The organism is Simiaoa sunii (genome assembly GCF_014337175.1).
Classification (GTDB): domain Bacteria; phylum Bacillota; class Clostridia; order Lachnospirales; family Lachnospiraceae; genus Acetatifactor; species Acetatifactor intestinalis.
This window is the reverse complement of record NZ_CP060633.1, coordinates 1,375,985-1,389,696: the sequence shown is the minus strand read 5'-3', so window position 1 is coordinate 1,389,696 and position 13,712 is coordinate 1,375,985. Positions and strand designations below refer to the sequence as shown.

Annotated in this window: 19 protein-coding genes and 1 pseudogene; 1 reads left to right on the top strand and 19 read right to left on the bottom strand. The window is 44.9% G+C overall.

Annotation, left to right across the window (positions count from 1 at the left end):
- Positions 1-41: 41 nt before the first annotated feature.
- From H9Q77_RS06510 to H9Q77_RS16730, 14 genes and pseudogenes are all read right to left on the bottom strand, one after another.
- Positions 42-677, bottom strand: a complete 636-nt coding sequence (locus H9Q77_RS06510; RefSeq protein ID WP_249326923.1) for a flavodoxin family protein — start codon at positions 675-677, stop codon at positions 42-44.
- 21 nt (positions 678-698) lie between these two features.
- The gene (locus tag H9Q77_RS06505; RefSeq protein WP_249326922.1) at positions 699-1,442 is read right to left on the bottom strand and encodes a flavodoxin; all 744 of its coding nucleotides are present in this window, start codon (positions 1,440-1,442) and stop codon (positions 699-701) included.
- A 50-nt stretch (positions 1,443-1,492) separates the two neighbouring features.
- Positions 1,493-2,380, bottom strand: coding sequence for an aldo/keto reductase (locus H9Q77_RS06500; RefSeq protein ID WP_249326920.1), 888 nt, complete (start codon positions 2,378-2,380; stop codon positions 1,493-1,495).
- Between the two features lie 110 nt (positions 2,381-2,490).
- On the bottom strand, positions 2,491-2,652 hold the full coding sequence (locus H9Q77_RS16740) for a hypothetical protein (protein WP_330596082.1): 162 nt from the start codon (positions 2,650-2,652) through the stop codon (positions 2,491-2,493).
- Between the two features lie 23 nt (positions 2,653-2,675).
- The gene (locus H9Q77_RS06490; protein WP_249326918.1) at positions 2,676-3,176 is read right to left on the bottom strand and encodes a flavodoxin; all 501 of its coding nucleotides are present in this window, start codon (positions 3,174-3,176) and stop codon (positions 2,676-2,678) included.
- A 161-nt stretch (positions 3,177-3,337) separates the two neighbouring features.
- On the bottom strand, positions 3,338-3,562 hold the full coding sequence (locus H9Q77_RS06485) for an iron-containing alcohol dehydrogenase (RefSeq protein ID WP_249326917.1): 225 nt from the start codon (positions 3,560-3,562) through the stop codon (positions 3,338-3,340).
- 140 nt (positions 3,563-3,702) lie between these two features.
- Positions 3,703-4,257: a flavin reductase family protein gene (locus tag H9Q77_RS06480; protein WP_249326916.1), complete on the bottom strand. Its 555-nt coding sequence runs from the start codon at positions 4,255-4,257 to the stop codon at positions 3,703-3,705.
- A 92-nt stretch (positions 4,258-4,349) separates the two neighbouring features.
- A complete protein-coding gene (locus H9Q77_RS16945) occupies positions 4,350-4,607 on the bottom strand; it encodes a LysR family transcriptional regulator (RefSeq protein ID WP_408641168.1) in 258 nt (85 codons plus the stop codon).
- 26 nt (positions 4,608-4,633) lie between these two features.
- Positions 4,634-4,891: a hypothetical protein gene (locus tag H9Q77_RS16735; protein ID WP_330596081.1), complete on the bottom strand. Its 258-nt coding sequence runs from the start codon at positions 4,889-4,891 to the stop codon at positions 4,634-4,636.
- Between the two features lie 168 nt (positions 4,892-5,059).
- Positions 5,060-5,258 (bottom strand): annotated as a pseudogene (locus H9Q77_RS06470) (MFS transporter); the annotation flags it as partial.
- A gap of 1 nt (position 5,259) precedes the next feature.
- Entirely contained in the window at positions 5,260-5,937 is a 678-nt protein-coding gene (locus H9Q77_RS06465) for a DUF4405 domain-containing protein (protein ID WP_249326914.1), read from the bottom strand.
- The gene (locus H9Q77_RS06460; RefSeq protein WP_249326913.1) at positions 5,934-6,827 is read right to left on the bottom strand and encodes a LysR family transcriptional regulator; all 894 of its coding nucleotides are present in this window, start codon (positions 6,825-6,827) and stop codon (positions 5,934-5,936) included. Before H9Q77_RS06460 ends, H9Q77_RS06465 begins: the two co-directional genes overlap by 4 nt.
- A 204-nt stretch (positions 6,828-7,031) precedes the next feature.
- Positions 7,032-8,501: a spermidine synthase gene (locus H9Q77_RS06455; RefSeq protein ID WP_330596079.1), complete on the bottom strand. Its 1,470-nt coding sequence runs from the start codon at positions 8,499-8,501 to the stop codon at positions 7,032-7,034.
- A complete protein-coding gene (locus H9Q77_RS16730; RefSeq protein WP_330596078.1) occupies positions 8,471-8,635 on the bottom strand; it encodes a hypothetical protein in 165 nt (54 codons plus the stop codon). Before H9Q77_RS16730 ends, H9Q77_RS06455 begins: the two co-directional genes overlap by 31 nt.
- 125 nt (positions 8,636-8,760) lie before the next feature.
- Between H9Q77_RS16730 and H9Q77_RS06450 the strand changes: the two genes are divergently transcribed.
- Entirely contained in the window at positions 8,761-9,183 is a 423-nt protein-coding gene (locus H9Q77_RS06450) for a MerR family transcriptional regulator (protein ID WP_249326912.1), read from the top strand.
- Positions 9,184-9,292: 109 nt separating this feature from the next.
- On the opposite strand, the gene mgtE is transcribed toward H9Q77_RS06450, so the two are convergent.
- From mgtE to H9Q77_RS06425, 5 genes are all read right to left on the bottom strand, one after another.
- Positions 9,293-10,651, bottom strand: a complete 1,359-nt coding sequence (gene mgtE, locus H9Q77_RS06445) for a magnesium transporter (protein ID WP_118546994.1) — start codon at positions 10,649-10,651, stop codon at positions 9,293-9,295.
- Between the two features lie 337 nt (positions 10,652-10,988).
- Positions 10,989-11,204: a PF20097 family protein gene (locus tag H9Q77_RS06440; RefSeq protein WP_022154442.1), complete on the bottom strand. Its 216-nt coding sequence runs from the start codon at positions 11,202-11,204 to the stop codon at positions 10,989-10,991.
- A gap of 3 nt (positions 11,205-11,207) precedes the next feature.
- Positions 11,208-11,648 carry a helix-turn-helix domain-containing protein gene (locus H9Q77_RS06435; protein WP_249326911.1) on the bottom strand — a complete coding sequence of 147 codons (441 nt, stop codon included), beginning with the start codon at positions 11,646-11,648 and terminating at the stop codon, positions 11,208-11,210.
- A 232-nt stretch (positions 11,649-11,880) separates the two neighbouring features.
- A complete protein-coding gene (locus H9Q77_RS06430) occupies positions 11,881-12,369 on the bottom strand; it encodes an HD domain-containing protein (protein WP_249326910.1) in 489 nt (162 codons plus the stop codon).
- Between the two features lie 29 nt (positions 12,370-12,398).
- Positions 12,399-12,851 (bottom strand): 8-oxo-dGTP diphosphatase, encoded by a 453-nt coding sequence (locus H9Q77_RS06425; RefSeq protein ID WP_022154446.1) that lies wholly within the window; start codon positions 12,849-12,851, stop codon positions 12,399-12,401.
- Positions 12,852-13,712: the final 861 nt, after the last annotated feature.

Genomic DNA, 13,712 nt, shown 5'->3' with positions numbered 1-13,712 from the left:
CGCCGTATGGTTTCAAGATTCCTTTTTCCCTGAATTCATAATCAGGATCTTATAAAATTCGTATGCACGGGAGCTTCCGTGTCGGGCAATCTCAATCCCATTTTCAGTCCCAGGTTCTTGCAGTTGATGAAAAATGCCATATTGTTCCCCAGGGTCCGCATGGTCTGCAATCCCTCCAGATCCCGGCGCACGTCTTCCGGGCAGGCCCCGTGTACCATGTTCCAGTACTGAGAAGTGACGATGGGCATCTGCATGCGGCCAAAATACTTATTCATCTGATCCCAGGTCGCCGTAGTTCCCGCTCTTCTGGCTGAGATCACGGCCGCTGCCGGTTTCAGCCGGAAGCGTCTGCCACCGCCATTCAGATCCGCATAAAAGGCTCTGTCCATAAAAGAAGTCATGGCGCCTGTGGCACCTGCCCAGTGAACGGGAGTTCCGAATACAAATCCGTCATAATCCCCGGCGATCTCCAGAAATTCATTGACAGAATCATTGAACACACATTTCCCTGTGCCCTGACATTTTTTACAGGCAATACAGCCACTCAATGCTTTATTACCAATCCAGAAAATGTCCGTATCCACTCCGTTATCATTTAATGCTCTGGACACCTCGCACAATGCGGTGTAGGTGCATCCCTCTCTGTGGGGGCTGCCATTGATCAACAATACTTTCATTGTTGTGCTTTCCTCGTTTCCTTATTCATTCAGATTCAGAGAAGCCACCCAGTCTGCCGCATCTGCATCGGATGCACCGGAGCTAAATCTGTGGCCTTCCTGCCAGTCACCGGTACCTGCCATCTCTTCCAAAAGGTTGCCACTGTCACCCAGTCCGGAAGATGAGGAGGTGCAGAACGGAATCACGGTCTTTCCCGTAAAGTCATTGCCTTTGACAAAATTGTCTACCGGCCATGCTGCGATTCCCCACCAGATCGGATAGCCGATCAAAACGGTATCATAAGAATCCCAGTCTGCGGGAGTAATCTCTGTCAGTGCAATATCCCGAAGGCTCTCATCATCATGCTCTCTGGATACCCGGCTGGAGCTGTTAGTCCAGTTCAGGTCATCACTGGTATAGGGCTCTACCGGAGTGATCTCATACAGATCTGCTCCTGTGGCATCTGCAATGGCTGTTGCCACGCGCTTTGTGGTACCGCTTGCGGAATAATACACTACAAGGGTCTTACCGGATTCTGCGGTAGTATCACCAGTCTGTGTCTCTGCAGCGGCTTCTGTTGCGTTTTCCTGTGTTGCAGCAGTCTCTGCTATAGCAGACTCTGTAGTTGCTGTAGAACTGCTTTCTGTTGTCTGTGTTGCTACGCTTGTTACTGCCTGGGCACTCTGACTGGCATTACTGTTACCAGCTGTAGATCCGCATCCGGTCAACATAACTGCTGCTAAAACAAGTGCTGTTACCATACCTGCGATTTTATTTTTTCTCATAATTTTTACATCCTCCAGTGTATTATAGATCCCCTCACTGTTATCATTTCTTACCAATTCTTCTTTTCTTTAGAGCTGTCATGCTCGGTCTTGCGTTCTTCCACCATCTTCACGAACCACTCTACCATGTTGGGATCCTGATGGGAGAAGAATGCACTCTCGGCCTTATCCAGCTCTGCGATGGCATTCATATCTTCCTCAGATAATTTGAAATCAAAAACATTGAAATTCTCTACCATACGCTCGTAATGGGTAGACTTCGGAATGACTACGATTCCTCTCTGAATGTGCCAGCGCAACATGACCTGTGCGGGAGTCTTCTGATATTTCTCTGCAATCTTCGCAATCACAGGGTTATCAAAAGTACCTCCTCTGCCCTCTCCAAAGGGAGCCCATGCTTCCAACTGAATACCGTATTTGTCTGCCCATTCCTTCAGATTCTTCTGCTGATTGAAAATATGGGTCTCTACCTGATTCACCATAGGCTTAATACGGTTAAAGGAAGCGAAATCCACCATTCTGTCCACATAGAAATTAGAAATACCGATGGCACGGATCTTACCCTCATCGTACAGGTCTTCCAGTGCACGGTAAGCACTGTACGCATCTCCGAACGGCTGATGCAACAATACCAGATCAAGATAATCGGTCTTTAACTTTCTCATAGACTCTTCTACGGATTTTTTAGCCTCTTCATAGCTGTAATGTTCCACCCATACTTTGGTGGTCAGGAAGATCTCCTCTCTGGGAATACCTGACTCCTGAATAGCCTCTCCTACTTCTTCCTCGTTAAAATAGCTCTGGGCGGTATCAATGGCACGATAACCTGCTTTCAGGGCATCCAGTACGCATTTCTTGCATTCGTCCTTGGTCACCTGATATACTCCGTAGCCCAGGATCGGCATCTTTACACCATTGCTTAATGATACATATTCCATATATTTTTCCTCCTCGTCTGTTTTATCAAGAACCTTTTCTTACCTTACAAGCAGATTATAATTCCTCTGTCTCATTAACAGAAGTCTCTCTTGGTTATTCTGTCTAAACCTCAGGGTTTCACCCTGGATCCACCGAATACTTCCGACATTTCCATGGATCCTAATGCTTCATCCAGTGCTGTTACCGGTGCTCCGTAAGCATGGCTCATTCCCATACATCCTAAGCCCACTGCGGACACTTTCAGATCTTTTCCTAATGTTCTGATTTGCATGTTCTCATCCCTTTTATCTTTACTCAGTTCAGATCTTTCTTTACGTCAGCCACCCACTTTGTAATTACACGCTCCGGTGTTTCCAGACGATCTCCGCCTGTAGAATCGAACTGAATTTTCATCTCATGTGCGAATTTTGCACCCTTACACTCTGCTTCCATATCTTTTATGACATGTCCCGGCCAGCCACCGTTTGTCATAAATGGAATCACTGTCTTCCCGGTAAAATCCTGCTGGTGGAGAAATGTAAGTACTGCAGGTGCCATCGTATACCACCAGGTCGGCGTTCCAATGGCGATCACGTCATAGTCCGCTATACTTACGGATAACGGTTTGATCTGCGGCATGAAGCCCGCTTCTACTTCTCTCTGCCCCTGCTCAACTATTTCCTCATGACTACCGGAGTATGGCTGTGCCGTATCAATTCTTGCGATATCGGCGTTTGTTGCAGCGGCCAGCTGCTCTGCGATCCGTTTTGTGTTTCCATTGGACCAGGAATAATAGACAACCAACATTTTTTTCATAATTTTTGCTCCGATTTATTTATAGGATTCCTGATAAATTGCGACACAGTCTGCATCACTCAGTTTATACATATCATTTTCAAAATTAATTCCAAGTGTCTCTCTTGCATTCTGAGCCATTTTAGGGAATTCTTCCGATGTAATGCCGTAATCTGACATTTTCAGATCAGATACGCCACAATGAAGTCGCAACCATTTTCTTTTGCAAAACGTCCGCCTTCTTCCACCACGGGTTTCGTCGGATTAGAACCAACTTTATCAAAAATGATATACTCTGCTTTACTCTGCTTTAATTCATTTTCCAGTCTGTCCAGATATCCGTTAGCCCGGGTAGATTTACCATTAGAGATAACAACCAGTGCCTTTTTCCCATGTACTGCACCCATGGGAGAATTAATTCTGTGTGTACAGTTCGTTCAGCTTTCCTGCTCCGAACAAAGCATTGGTAGGTACTGAAAAATTAAAACTCATTTTCCTTTCCTCCTGTCACATATCATTTAATATTTTAAATTTTTAACAATTTCCTCTACTTCAACTGTGCACCGTCTTTGAATGCCGTTCCGACCTTTTCACCCAGTCTGTAATATCCATAGTGAGCTGCATCATAAGTGATCGGCACAAATTTATTCAAATCAATGTCTCCGTCTTCGCCAAGGATTTTCTCATCGATGCTGACATTCTTGATCTCACCCAGATATTTACTGCCATCGATGACCTGTGTGAGTACGCATTCCAGTGTAAGGGGCAGTTCATTGATCACAGGTGCATTCACAAATTTACTTTTTGTTGTGGTAAATCCTGCCTTCTCCATCTTGTCCGGCTCTTTGTTGCCGGAAACGATTCCCACATAATCGCAGGGGACCAGATGCTCCAGGTCTGCCACACTGACAGTAAAAGCCCTTGTCTCCAGAAGATTTTCCGTTGTTTTATGATTGCTTAAGTCTATAATGATCTCATTTCTTCCGACGATGCCGCCCCATGCGGCATTCATGGCATTGGCCTTCCCGTTCTCGTCATAGGTTCCGATAATCATGACCGGCTGCGGAAATAAATACGGGTTTGCTCCTAAATCTTTTCTCATTTTATATTGCCTCCTATTGCTTTTTCAGTTATTATTACTCATTACAATATGATTATAAATGCTTTGTCTCTCCGACAGAAGTCTCCTTTTGTTTACGGAGTTTTAACCATAAGGTTATAAAAAAACTGACAAAGAACATTGTCTCTGTCAGTTTTCATAACATTTATTCTGTTTTCATTACAGGTTTCCAGTATTTTCTGCAGGTAATGAATATGCAGACGATATGGATACACAATGTCTTTGGCTGCCATAGATATCGCAGACGGCGAAATATATAAATGTTCCGCCGCCCTGCTGATATTATTGAATTTACATACTTCACAAAAATAGCTTAACTGCTGTAACTTCATTGCCCCACCTCATAACAAACAGACTCCTAGTTTACATTCTCCTGAATCCAGTTCTCAATATGATCCGCAATGACATCGTTATTCAGATCCTGGAACATAAAATGATCGTTTCCGGTGATTCCTTCCTTGGGAAGATCCACAACGGTACAGTTACCGCCCTGTGCATTATAGGCCTCTGCAAAGTCATAACATGCCGGGCTCAAGAGAAATGTTCCCAGACCTGCCATGGGCATTTTTACGCCATTGTTTAAAGTAATGTATTCCATCTTTTCCAAAATTTCCATACGATAAGCTCCTGTCTGTAACTATAGAATTCCTTTATCTTTACAGTTTTATTATAAGAACTTCTCCTCACCGGCAGAAGTCTCTGTTTGTTTTTCAGTATTAACCCTGGGGTTATAATCCGTTACTTTATTTAAAGTTTCATGCATTACAACCATAAGAGCCAAAAGAAACTTTAATGTAAGTCTGTCACTCAGCAGACTCGATATAATTTGTCCCCGCGGAAATAATGGAGGAATAAATACCTGCATATGAGAGCGGTACTCCAAACGCAGCATACATATCCGGCCATGCTGCTCCTAACATTGAATCCGGCAATCCCAGACTTATAAATGCTAAATATATAATTGCTAAAATAATATGAGTCATCTTAACGTCTCCATATATGCCATATAATACCTTTGTCACCGAATAACAGCCTGTCCCCATAATAGGTAACAAACACGATCATTCCCATCATCGCTATGTAATCCGGCAAAAACAGTCCAAGGCTTTCCTGTGGTCCGAAGAATACAAAATGGCTCTTTAAAAACAGATAGTTCACGATTCCTCTTTTATAAAAGGCATAGCCTCCGTAAACTACGATCAGCAGTCCCGGGATCTTAGCGATGCCTTTCATGGGAAACACTTTTTCCAGAATTCTGAGCATCATGTTCCAATGAAGTCCCAGATGCACCGCCATAAACAGAAATCCCCAGTATGCACAGAGAATATGAATGCTCCTTGCCAGATTGGCCACCCCTTTGATCCGGACGAACCGGAAAATATAGTTGGACAACAGAATACCGCTCACCATAGAGCCGATCATCGTCAGAGCCAGCAATATTACGATCACAGTCTGCAAGATTCTGTGCACCGTATATTTTCCCCTTGTAATGTTTCCCATCCATCTTCTGTTCAGAACATGGTGCCCTATGACTAACAAAAACATTGCCATGCCGATCCACTCATGGGCTTTTTCTCCCACCAGCTGATAGGACATCAGCAATAGCAGGGCAAGTGTCATTCCGGAATCGGCCAACAGTCTGATCTTCAGATTTTTATTCATTTTGTAATTCCTTCTACTGTTCTTACTAATTTCTCCACCTTTTCGGAAGGATCCTTCGCATACAGGAGTCCGTAAGGCATTTTATAGTCCCATTCCACCGGAAGGATCTTCATGAGCGGATGTACGCTCTCCCAGCTTTTGATGGCAAGCAGCATGTCATTACTGTTCTCACAGCGGTTGAAAATATCGACGTTGTAGAAATCAAAATCTGCGATGGTGATCTCCGGATATTTCTCTGTCAATTCTGCTCTGAGTGCATCCACATAGCAGCTCCAGCCTTTCCTCATCATAAGGAGCCGCTCCCCTTTCAGATCCTCCGGGGTTAGCACCTTTTTCCCCGCAAGTCTGTGATGCAGGGCTACCGCCACGCAAAAAGGTTCTCTGGACATCTCCACGCCGTTGCACTTACGCAATTCAAGCATAGCATCATCAAAGATTCCAGCGATCACGTCTATATTCTGTCCCAGATTTGCAAGGATCTCTCTGGCATTCTCCGGGGTATTCTCAAAGGGAACCAGTTTAAACTTGACCTTGGGATACTGCTCCTGGATCCTGGGCCAGAGTTCCACAAATACCTGCGGTGGTGTCATGGGGGAAATCCCCACCCGGATCACATCATCTTCATCATTCCCGGCTTCCCTCGCTCTCTCTATGGCTTCCTTGCTGTAATTTACCATATATTTGGCATCCTGATAAAGTGATTCTCCCGCAGCTGTCACCACAAGACCTCTGTGGGTTCTGGCAAAAAGCTGTACCCCAAGATTGTTTTCCAGCGAATTGATCTGCTTGATCACTGCCGGAGGGGAAATATACAATTTGTCCGCTGCCTTGCTGAAACTGCCTGCTTCCACCACACAAATGAAGGTATCCAACTGGGGATTGTACATCATTTCTGTTACCTCCTTCTATTGAAAAGGTCGTTTTCCTCCTGCGATCAACATTGTTACATTTTATAGTATGATTCTAGCAGTCGGTAGTAGCTACCGGTCAATGGTTTTTATATTTTTTTAAGAAAAAACGGTGAAGCCTGTTGACTCCACCGTCGTATTCTTACCCTTTATGTTATTTCAAACTCTATTTGTAAATCTGCCGATTTACAGGTGTTCCAGCAATCCGCTGATCCCCTGTTCCTCATAAATATCCTTGTAATACGCTACTTCTTCCTGAATCAGCTGATCGATGACCTGCATGCCAAGAAGTTCTACAGGCGCCTTGTCATCGGTCATGAGGTAATCTCCGGCTGCGTAAGCCACGCTGTTGTCCGCTACCCGCCGCATCATGTTCTGCAGTCCCGCATCTGACAAATTCTCCACATGATCGGATAATACTTCTATCATATCACTGTGCTGGGAAGCAAACAGTTCGCGGTTGGTGGAACCTGCCACGTCTACAGAATAGACATTGTCAAATACGTTGGCAATGGTGTCGGCAAGGTACTGGTTGATGTCCCCTTCCTTGTTGCCGTGCATGTTCATGTTGACTACCATGACACCGCCGTCCTTCAGATGATCTTTGACCATCGTGAAGAATTCCACAGAAGACATCTGGAAAGGAATGGTGATGTCCTGATAGGCATCCACCATGATGACATCATAGGTGGTCTCCACCGCCTGCAAAAAAGCCCTGCCGTCATAGGTGGTCACCTTCACATCTTCCGGCAGGGAAAAGTATTCGCGGGAGAGCTCTGTGATTTTTTCATCGATCTCCACGCCCTCGATATTCATATCACCGAAGTATTTCCGGCACTGGGTCGCATAGGTTCCGGTTCCCATGCCGAGGATCAGCACATTCATATCCTCTACCGGTTTGTCCGGCACCATGAGGGGAGCCGCCATGGCATAGTCATAGTACATACCGGTCAGTCCGCCCTCTTTCATATAGAGGGACTGGACACCGAACAGCACGTTGGTGGACAGAACCACCTGTCTGTCCGTCTCCGACACCTGCAGATAATTGTAGATGGACTCGCCTTCGTAAGTCAGATCCTTCTGCCAAAAAGCAAAGGAATCCGAATATCCCAGACCACAGCACAAAATAAAAATCAACACTGATGCCACAATCTTTTTCTTTCCTGTATGCTGGCAGATAAAATAAATCACAGACAAAATGATCAGAATACCGGAAAAGATCAGAAACGTAATGGAGGTTCCCACCGCCGGTATGGTCACGAAAGTCGGTACGAAGGTTCCGATGATGCTTCCCACGGTATTAAATGCCCCTAGAGTTCCAACAGTCTGTCCGCTGTCATCGAGACTGTCCACGGAATATTTTACCAGAGAAGGGGTCACGGTTCCCAGTAAAAATAAGGGGAACACGAAGATCACCATGCAGGCTGCAAATGCTGCAATGATGAGGAAATTGTTGCTGACGGTAAAGATCAGCAGTGCTGAGATTCCGAGGATAATATATTTTCCCACCACGGGGATAAGTGCGATCCAGATGGCCGCGATCAGTATCCTGCTGTAGAGCTTATCCGGGTTCGGGGACTTGTCTGCGCTCTTACCGCCGTAGATATTGCCCAGTGCCATGGCGATCATGATGGTGCCGATGACAATGTGGTCCATACGATCTGGGAAGAACTGAAATACGGTGCCAGAAGTCTGCTGGCTCCCAGTTCCACCGCCATAACGGACATACCGGCGAAGAACTCCGTGAGGTACAAAAACAGCTTATTCTTTAAAATTCCTGAATGATTCATAGGTGTTTTTTATTCCTTTCCACATTGACAGTCCTGCTGTCTTACGCTATGATTTTATCACACGGTAGTAACTACCGGTCAATACTTTTTATTTATTTATTTATTTGCAAAAAAGGAGGCATTTTATGTATTCCATGAAAGAAGCCTGTGCCCTGACCGGCATGACCTATGAAAACTTAAAATTTTACTGCAAGGAGGGACTGGTTCCCAACGTGAAACGTGACAGCCGTAATTACCGCGTCTTCGACGACCACGATATCAAATGGATCCAGAGCCTCGGATGCCTCAGAAACTGTGGTCTTTCCATCGCCGAAATGAAGGAGTATCTGCATTTATGTCTGGAAGGAGAAGCCACCATTCCCGCCAGAAAAGAGATCCTCTTCCGGAAAAAAGAAGCCCTGCTGACCTCCATGCAGCGGTTGCAGGAAGCCGTGGACTATATCGACTGGAAGCAGAACTTCTATGATGATGCGTTATCCGGAAAGACCGCTTATTACAGCAATCTTATTCCTGCGACGACACCTTCTTCCGAAAATACAGCTTCCTGACCTTGATATCTATGCGGCATAAATTCAGTCTTTCCTGCTACATATATCTCCCAATACTAAAAGTGACTATGTTAAAAAGCATAGCCACCATGAGAGCTCACCTCTGTTGCTACCGGATCAAAAGTAACCATGCCATTCCATAATAAGTCACCACTGCCACCAGATCGTTTACCGTGGTGATCAGGGGACCGGATGCCACTGCAGGGTCTACCTTGATTTTATGGAAAAACATGGGGATCACCGTACCTACGGCACTGGAGATTGCCATGGCCACTAAGAGGGAGACTCCCACGCAGCCGGAGATGCCAAAGGCTCCCATCCAGGTATAACCTTTGAAGAAATGTACATACACTCCGAGGCACAGAAGCGTCATCACGCCCAACAAAACACCATTTAAGGAACCGGTCTTTACTTCCTTGACCACCAGCTGGAACTTCTGTTTTCCCGTCAGATTTTCATCCATCAACACACGGATGGTCACTGCCAGAGACTGGGTTCCCACATTTCCAGCCATGTCCAGTACCAGTGACTGGAAGCAGATCACGACAGGCAATACCGCCACCACATTTTCGAATAAACCTACCACCGACGACACTCCCATGCCCAAGAACAACAGGATGATCAGCCAGGGCAGACGTTTTTTCATACTCTGAATCGTAGGCTCTTTCAGATCCTCTTCTGCGGTCAGACCTGCTAGCTTTGCATAGTCCTCGCCCATCTCATTGTCCACCATTTCGATCAGGTCTTCGGATGTGATGACACCTAGGATCCTCTTATCTTCTGACAATACGGGAATCGAGTCCTCCGCATAATCCAGGATCCGATCCATGCAATCATCGATCTTCTCATGATCGGTCACATACGGATAAGATTTCAACACCAAGTCTTCCAGGTGATCATTTTCCCTTGCACGGATCAGATCCTTCAGATCGATGGCTCCGGCGAAAACCCCCTTTTCATCTACCACATAAATGGTCATGATATTGTCGTTTTCTCCTGCCTGCTTCACCAGCTCGCTCATAGCCTGCTTGATGGTCAGCTCTTCCGGGATGCAGATGTAATTCGTTGTCATGCAGCTGCCGATCTCTTCCTCATCGTAAGACAGCAACATCTTCACATCTTTTCTCGCATCCTCGTCCAGCATCCGGACAATCTGTTCTTTCTCTTCCGGATCCAGATCTTCCAACAAGTCGACAGCGTCATCGGAATCCATCTCGGAGATCACTCTCGCAGCACTCTCCACGGACAGTTCCCGGATATACTTACGTGGTTCCTCAATGTATTTGAAGATTTCTGCAACCTTCTGCGCTCCCAGCAGGTGATACAGTCGCTTCCGTTCTTCCTCTGTCATCCCTGCCATCATATCGGCAATATCGTTCTTATGATAATTTAAGAGGAAATCCAGGATCTCCTCATCCGTTTTCTCGCTACGGAATAATTCTGCCAGTTCGGAATATTTCTTGTTCATAATCTTATTCTCCTTTCTCGTTCTCATTCTTCGATGCAACGTAAAGGGCAAAACAAAAGAAGCATCACACGATGCTTCCTCTGCATGAATCTCTATGCACAACAAATCAAAGTACGACCGTCACTTTCCACAGACAGCTGTACCATGCTTGCAGGAAAAAGCACCGTGTTTTCTACTTCGCCCATAATCATCGCAACTGTCCATGAAATTCACCTCCAACTTGTTTTTTCCGTGGTTATAGTAGCACTGTGCCTTTTATTTTGCAAGCTGTTTTTCTTATTTTTTACTGATCGGATAAAGATACATTCTATCTGTCTCAACTCTCATGGCATTCCCTTTAGTAATGAATCACCAGCATTCTGCATTCTTCGCAGCATTCTGCCTCTATTTGTGTTCTGTGACTGGGTTTGAGCTTTGTAATTTCTACAAAACCATCTGCATTTTTTGCATTCTCAAATACTCCGGGAACTTCATTTGCGAAGCTGAAAGCTCCATCCTTACTGCTGAATAAATAACCTTTCCTCATTTCTTTTCCACAATTTGAACACTTCATATTCTAATCCTCCGCAACCATTTTTCTGCTTAGTTCCAGCGCACTTTTTAACTGACTTTCAAACTTTTCTGCCTGTATCAGGGCAATACCTTCTTCATTGCCCAATACCACCAGCCGGGAGCCCTCCTGCAATCCATACTTGTCTCTCGCTTCTTTCGGAATTACGATCTGTCCGCGATTGCCCAGCTTTATCGTTCCCCATAAAAACTTTCCTTCCGGTGGCGGAGCCATTTTGGTATTCCCGACTTTTTCATCATAGTGCATCAAAGCATCCAGCCTAATTCCGTAGAAAGATGCAAGTCTGTCACATTTTTCAATATCCGGAACCGTCTCCCCCTGCTCCCATTTAGCATAAGACTGTCTTGAAATTTCCACTACTTCTGCCACTTGTTCCTGTGTGAGTCCCTTTAAATTACGTAACATCACAAGATTCTCTGACAACATGATCACCACTTCCTTTCTGACATCTTCATTATAGGTTCTGTCAGATTAGATTTACACCATACAAACTTGTCAGCTTTTTCGGATCTGTGTTAACTTTGGTTGCATCTGTTTATAAATCTCGCTATATTCGACAAATTCCTCCAAAGATACTGTCTTGTACTGATCCGGCATACTCGCTTTATCGTCTTCCGGCATGTCAAGCTCTCCGGTGGTCTTTTCATTCGCCAAAAAGTCACGCTATATCATACATCTCTCTGCAGATCTTTTTCCCGGTTTCCGTCCGAAAAATATTCTGATAGGTGTTCTGCAAGGCTTCTTCAGACAGTTCGTCCTCACACATGTTTACAAGAAAATCCGATTCCACCAAAATCTGATAATCGATTCCATCTATATTATTGTAGGTATGATGATGGGCGATCAGATACTGTACCCGCTCGGAAACTTCTCCGGAAAAACCAAGCTCTGCCAGCAGCTTTTCGGCAATGGCCGGGCCTTCTTTTTCCTGTAATTTTCCGTTACAGTTTCCGTATTTTTCTTCACACAGATGGATGCCGATATCATGAGTCAGTGCTGCTGTCTCCAAAATAAATAAGGTCTTGGCATCCACATTCTCCATTTCCGCAATCAGTTTTGCATAGCTGTGTACCTTGCAAAAATGCTGAATGCGCTTTGCATCTCCATGGTAAAGTCCGATCATTGCCATATGTAATTTGTTGATCATTTTATTTTCCCTCCTGCCTCCGAAATATCCTACTGAATCTTTGATACAATGCCTTCTTCCGTCAGTGTTTGCAAACATTCCTGTGCATCCTCATCATGCATCATCTGCCACACCTGCTCCATACCGGGCGCCAGCGGCTTCTTCAAAAACTCTTCTCCGGAGATCCAGTAGACCTTTCCCTCCTCGGATGAGATCAATTTTCCTTCATATTCCGACGTTTTATATAAAAAGCCCACATTCTTTATATCCCCTGTCATCCAGTGATAAATGCCGGTCAGTCTTGGATTTTGAATCGTCAGTCCGGTCTCCTCATAGATTTCCCGGATTACCGACTCCCTAAAGGTCTCCCCAGGCTCCACATGCCCGCCGGGAAACGTCGTTCCCGAATAATTCTTCCCAACCTTGTCCAGTGCCACCACATTACCTTCTTTATCATAGACCATACACATATTCATAAAAATTACTTTTTCAATTCCAGCCATTACTCTCACTCATTTCTCTAAGATAAACCTAATATAACATAATCTCGCTATAGCGGCAAATCAAGTTAGTGTAACTTGAAAGTTAAATGAATAGTTGCTTTAAAATCCACGCAGAAAGGACTGCCCGCCCCGGACTCGGATGCTAGCTACAACTGTGGATTTTCTAAAGGAAAGTGGTCAAGTGCTTCTCACCATGACGGGGCCGCCTTTACGTTGCCATCCATGGCACTTATCGGCTAACGCGAACATCGTGTTCGCGTTGCCCCTGCGGCTCAACCACTTTCCAAGAAAATCTCACAGTCTCCGCCGCATCTATGTCCGGGGGAGCAGTCCTTTTCTGCTGGGTTATGAAAAGCATCCCAATTATTTAGGCAGAGCATTTTAGAATACATGCGCAGAAGTTAAAAACAAGGATTTAGTATGTGCAAAAAAGCAGGAAATACATGCGAATAATTCAAAAGTCAAAATTAAGTATGTGTAACAAGTCGGAAAATACATGCCTTAAAGCAAAAAAATAATGATCCGGCATGTATGATAACCGGGAAAACACATGCGCAATAGGCTAAAATGGAAAATAGGTATGTAAATCGCTTCAGGAAACACATGTATAAAATTTAAAAATAGGAATTAAGTATGTAAATGACTTTGGAGGAATACAGAAACCAGCAACACGAGATAGACTTAGTAGTTTTTCATGGGATTTTCAAAACGCAGAACTCCCGGAGTATGCGGTGCCATGTCGAAGATGTTTGTCGGAGGATGTTGATATTTTCTAGAAAAGTGCTGAAAGACAGGGGGAAAGCGGACACGATGTCCGCGTCAGCCGATTGTCGACATGGATGTCGACTGTAGGCGGCCCCG

Excerpts from the sequence above, each read along its gene's own strand:
- H9Q77_RS06440 (WP_022154442.1), bottom strand. The coding sequence starts at position 11,204 with ATGAAGTGTTCAAATTGTGGAAAAGAAATGAGGAAAGGTTATTTATTC.
- H9Q77_RS06425 (WP_022154446.1), bottom strand. The coding sequence starts at position 12,851 with ATGGCTGGAATTGAAAAAGTAATTTTTATGAATATGTGTATGGTCTAT.
- H9Q77_RS06485 (WP_249326917.1), bottom strand. The coding sequence starts at position 3,562 with ATGGGTGCAGTACATGGGAAAAAGGCACTGGTTGTTATCTCTAATGGT.
- H9Q77_RS06490 (WP_249326918.1), bottom strand. The coding sequence starts at position 3,176 with ATGAAAAAAATGTTGGTTGTCTATTATTCCTGGTCCAATGGAAACACA.
- H9Q77_RS16945 (WP_408641168.1), bottom strand. The coding sequence starts at position 4,607 with ATGAAGTTACAGCAGTTAAGCTATTTTTGTGAAGTATGTAAATTCAAT.
- H9Q77_RS06480 (WP_249326916.1), bottom strand. The coding sequence starts at position 4,257 with ATGAGAAAAGATTTAGGAGCAAACCCGTATTTATTTCCGCAGCCGGTC.
- H9Q77_RS16735 (WP_330596081.1), bottom strand. The coding sequence starts at position 4,891 with ATGGAAATTTTGGAAAAGATGGAATACATTACTTTAAACAATGGCGTA.
- H9Q77_RS06450 (WP_249326912.1), top strand. The coding sequence starts at position 8,761 with ATGTATTCCATGAAAGAAGCCTGTGCCCTGACCGGCATGACCTATGAA.
- H9Q77_RS16730 (WP_330596078.1), bottom strand. The coding sequence starts at position 8,635 with ATGAATCATTCAGGAATTTTAAAGAATAAGCTGTTTTTGTACCTCACG.
- H9Q77_RS06430 (WP_249326910.1), bottom strand. The coding sequence starts at position 12,369 with ATGATCAACAAATTACATATGGCAATGATCGGACTTTACCATGGAGAT.
- H9Q77_RS06465 (WP_249326914.1), bottom strand. The coding sequence starts at position 5,937 with ATGAATAAAAATCTGAAGATCAGACTGTTGGCCGATTCCGGAATGACA.
- H9Q77_RS06435 (WP_249326911.1), bottom strand. The coding sequence starts at position 11,648 with ATGTTGTCAGAGAATCTTGTGATGTTACGTAATTTAAAGGGACTCACA.
- mgtE (WP_118546994.1), bottom strand. The coding sequence starts at position 10,651 with ATGAACAAGAAATATTCCGAACTGGCAGAATTATTCCGTAGCGAGAAA.
- H9Q77_RS06510 (WP_249326923.1), bottom strand. The coding sequence starts at position 677 with ATGAAAGTATTGTTGATCAATGGCAGCCCCCACAGAGAGGGATGCACC.
- H9Q77_RS06505 (WP_249326922.1), bottom strand. The coding sequence starts at position 1,442 with ATGAGAAAAAATAAAATCGCAGGTATGGTAACAGCACTTGTTTTAGCA.
- H9Q77_RS06455 (WP_330596079.1), bottom strand. The coding sequence starts at position 8,501 with ATGGACCACATTGTCATCGGCACCATCATGATCGCCATGGCACTGGGC.
- H9Q77_RS06460 (WP_249326913.1), bottom strand. The coding sequence starts at position 6,827 with ATGATGTACAATCCCCAGTTGGATACCTTCATTTGTGTGGTGGAAGCA.
- H9Q77_RS06500 (WP_249326920.1), bottom strand. The coding sequence starts at position 2,380 with ATGGAATATGTATCATTAAGCAATGGTGTAAAGATGCCGATCCTGGGC.
- H9Q77_RS16740 (WP_330596082.1), bottom strand. The coding sequence starts at position 2,652 with ATGCAAATCAGAACATTAGGAAAAGATCTGAAAGTGTCCGCAGTGGGC.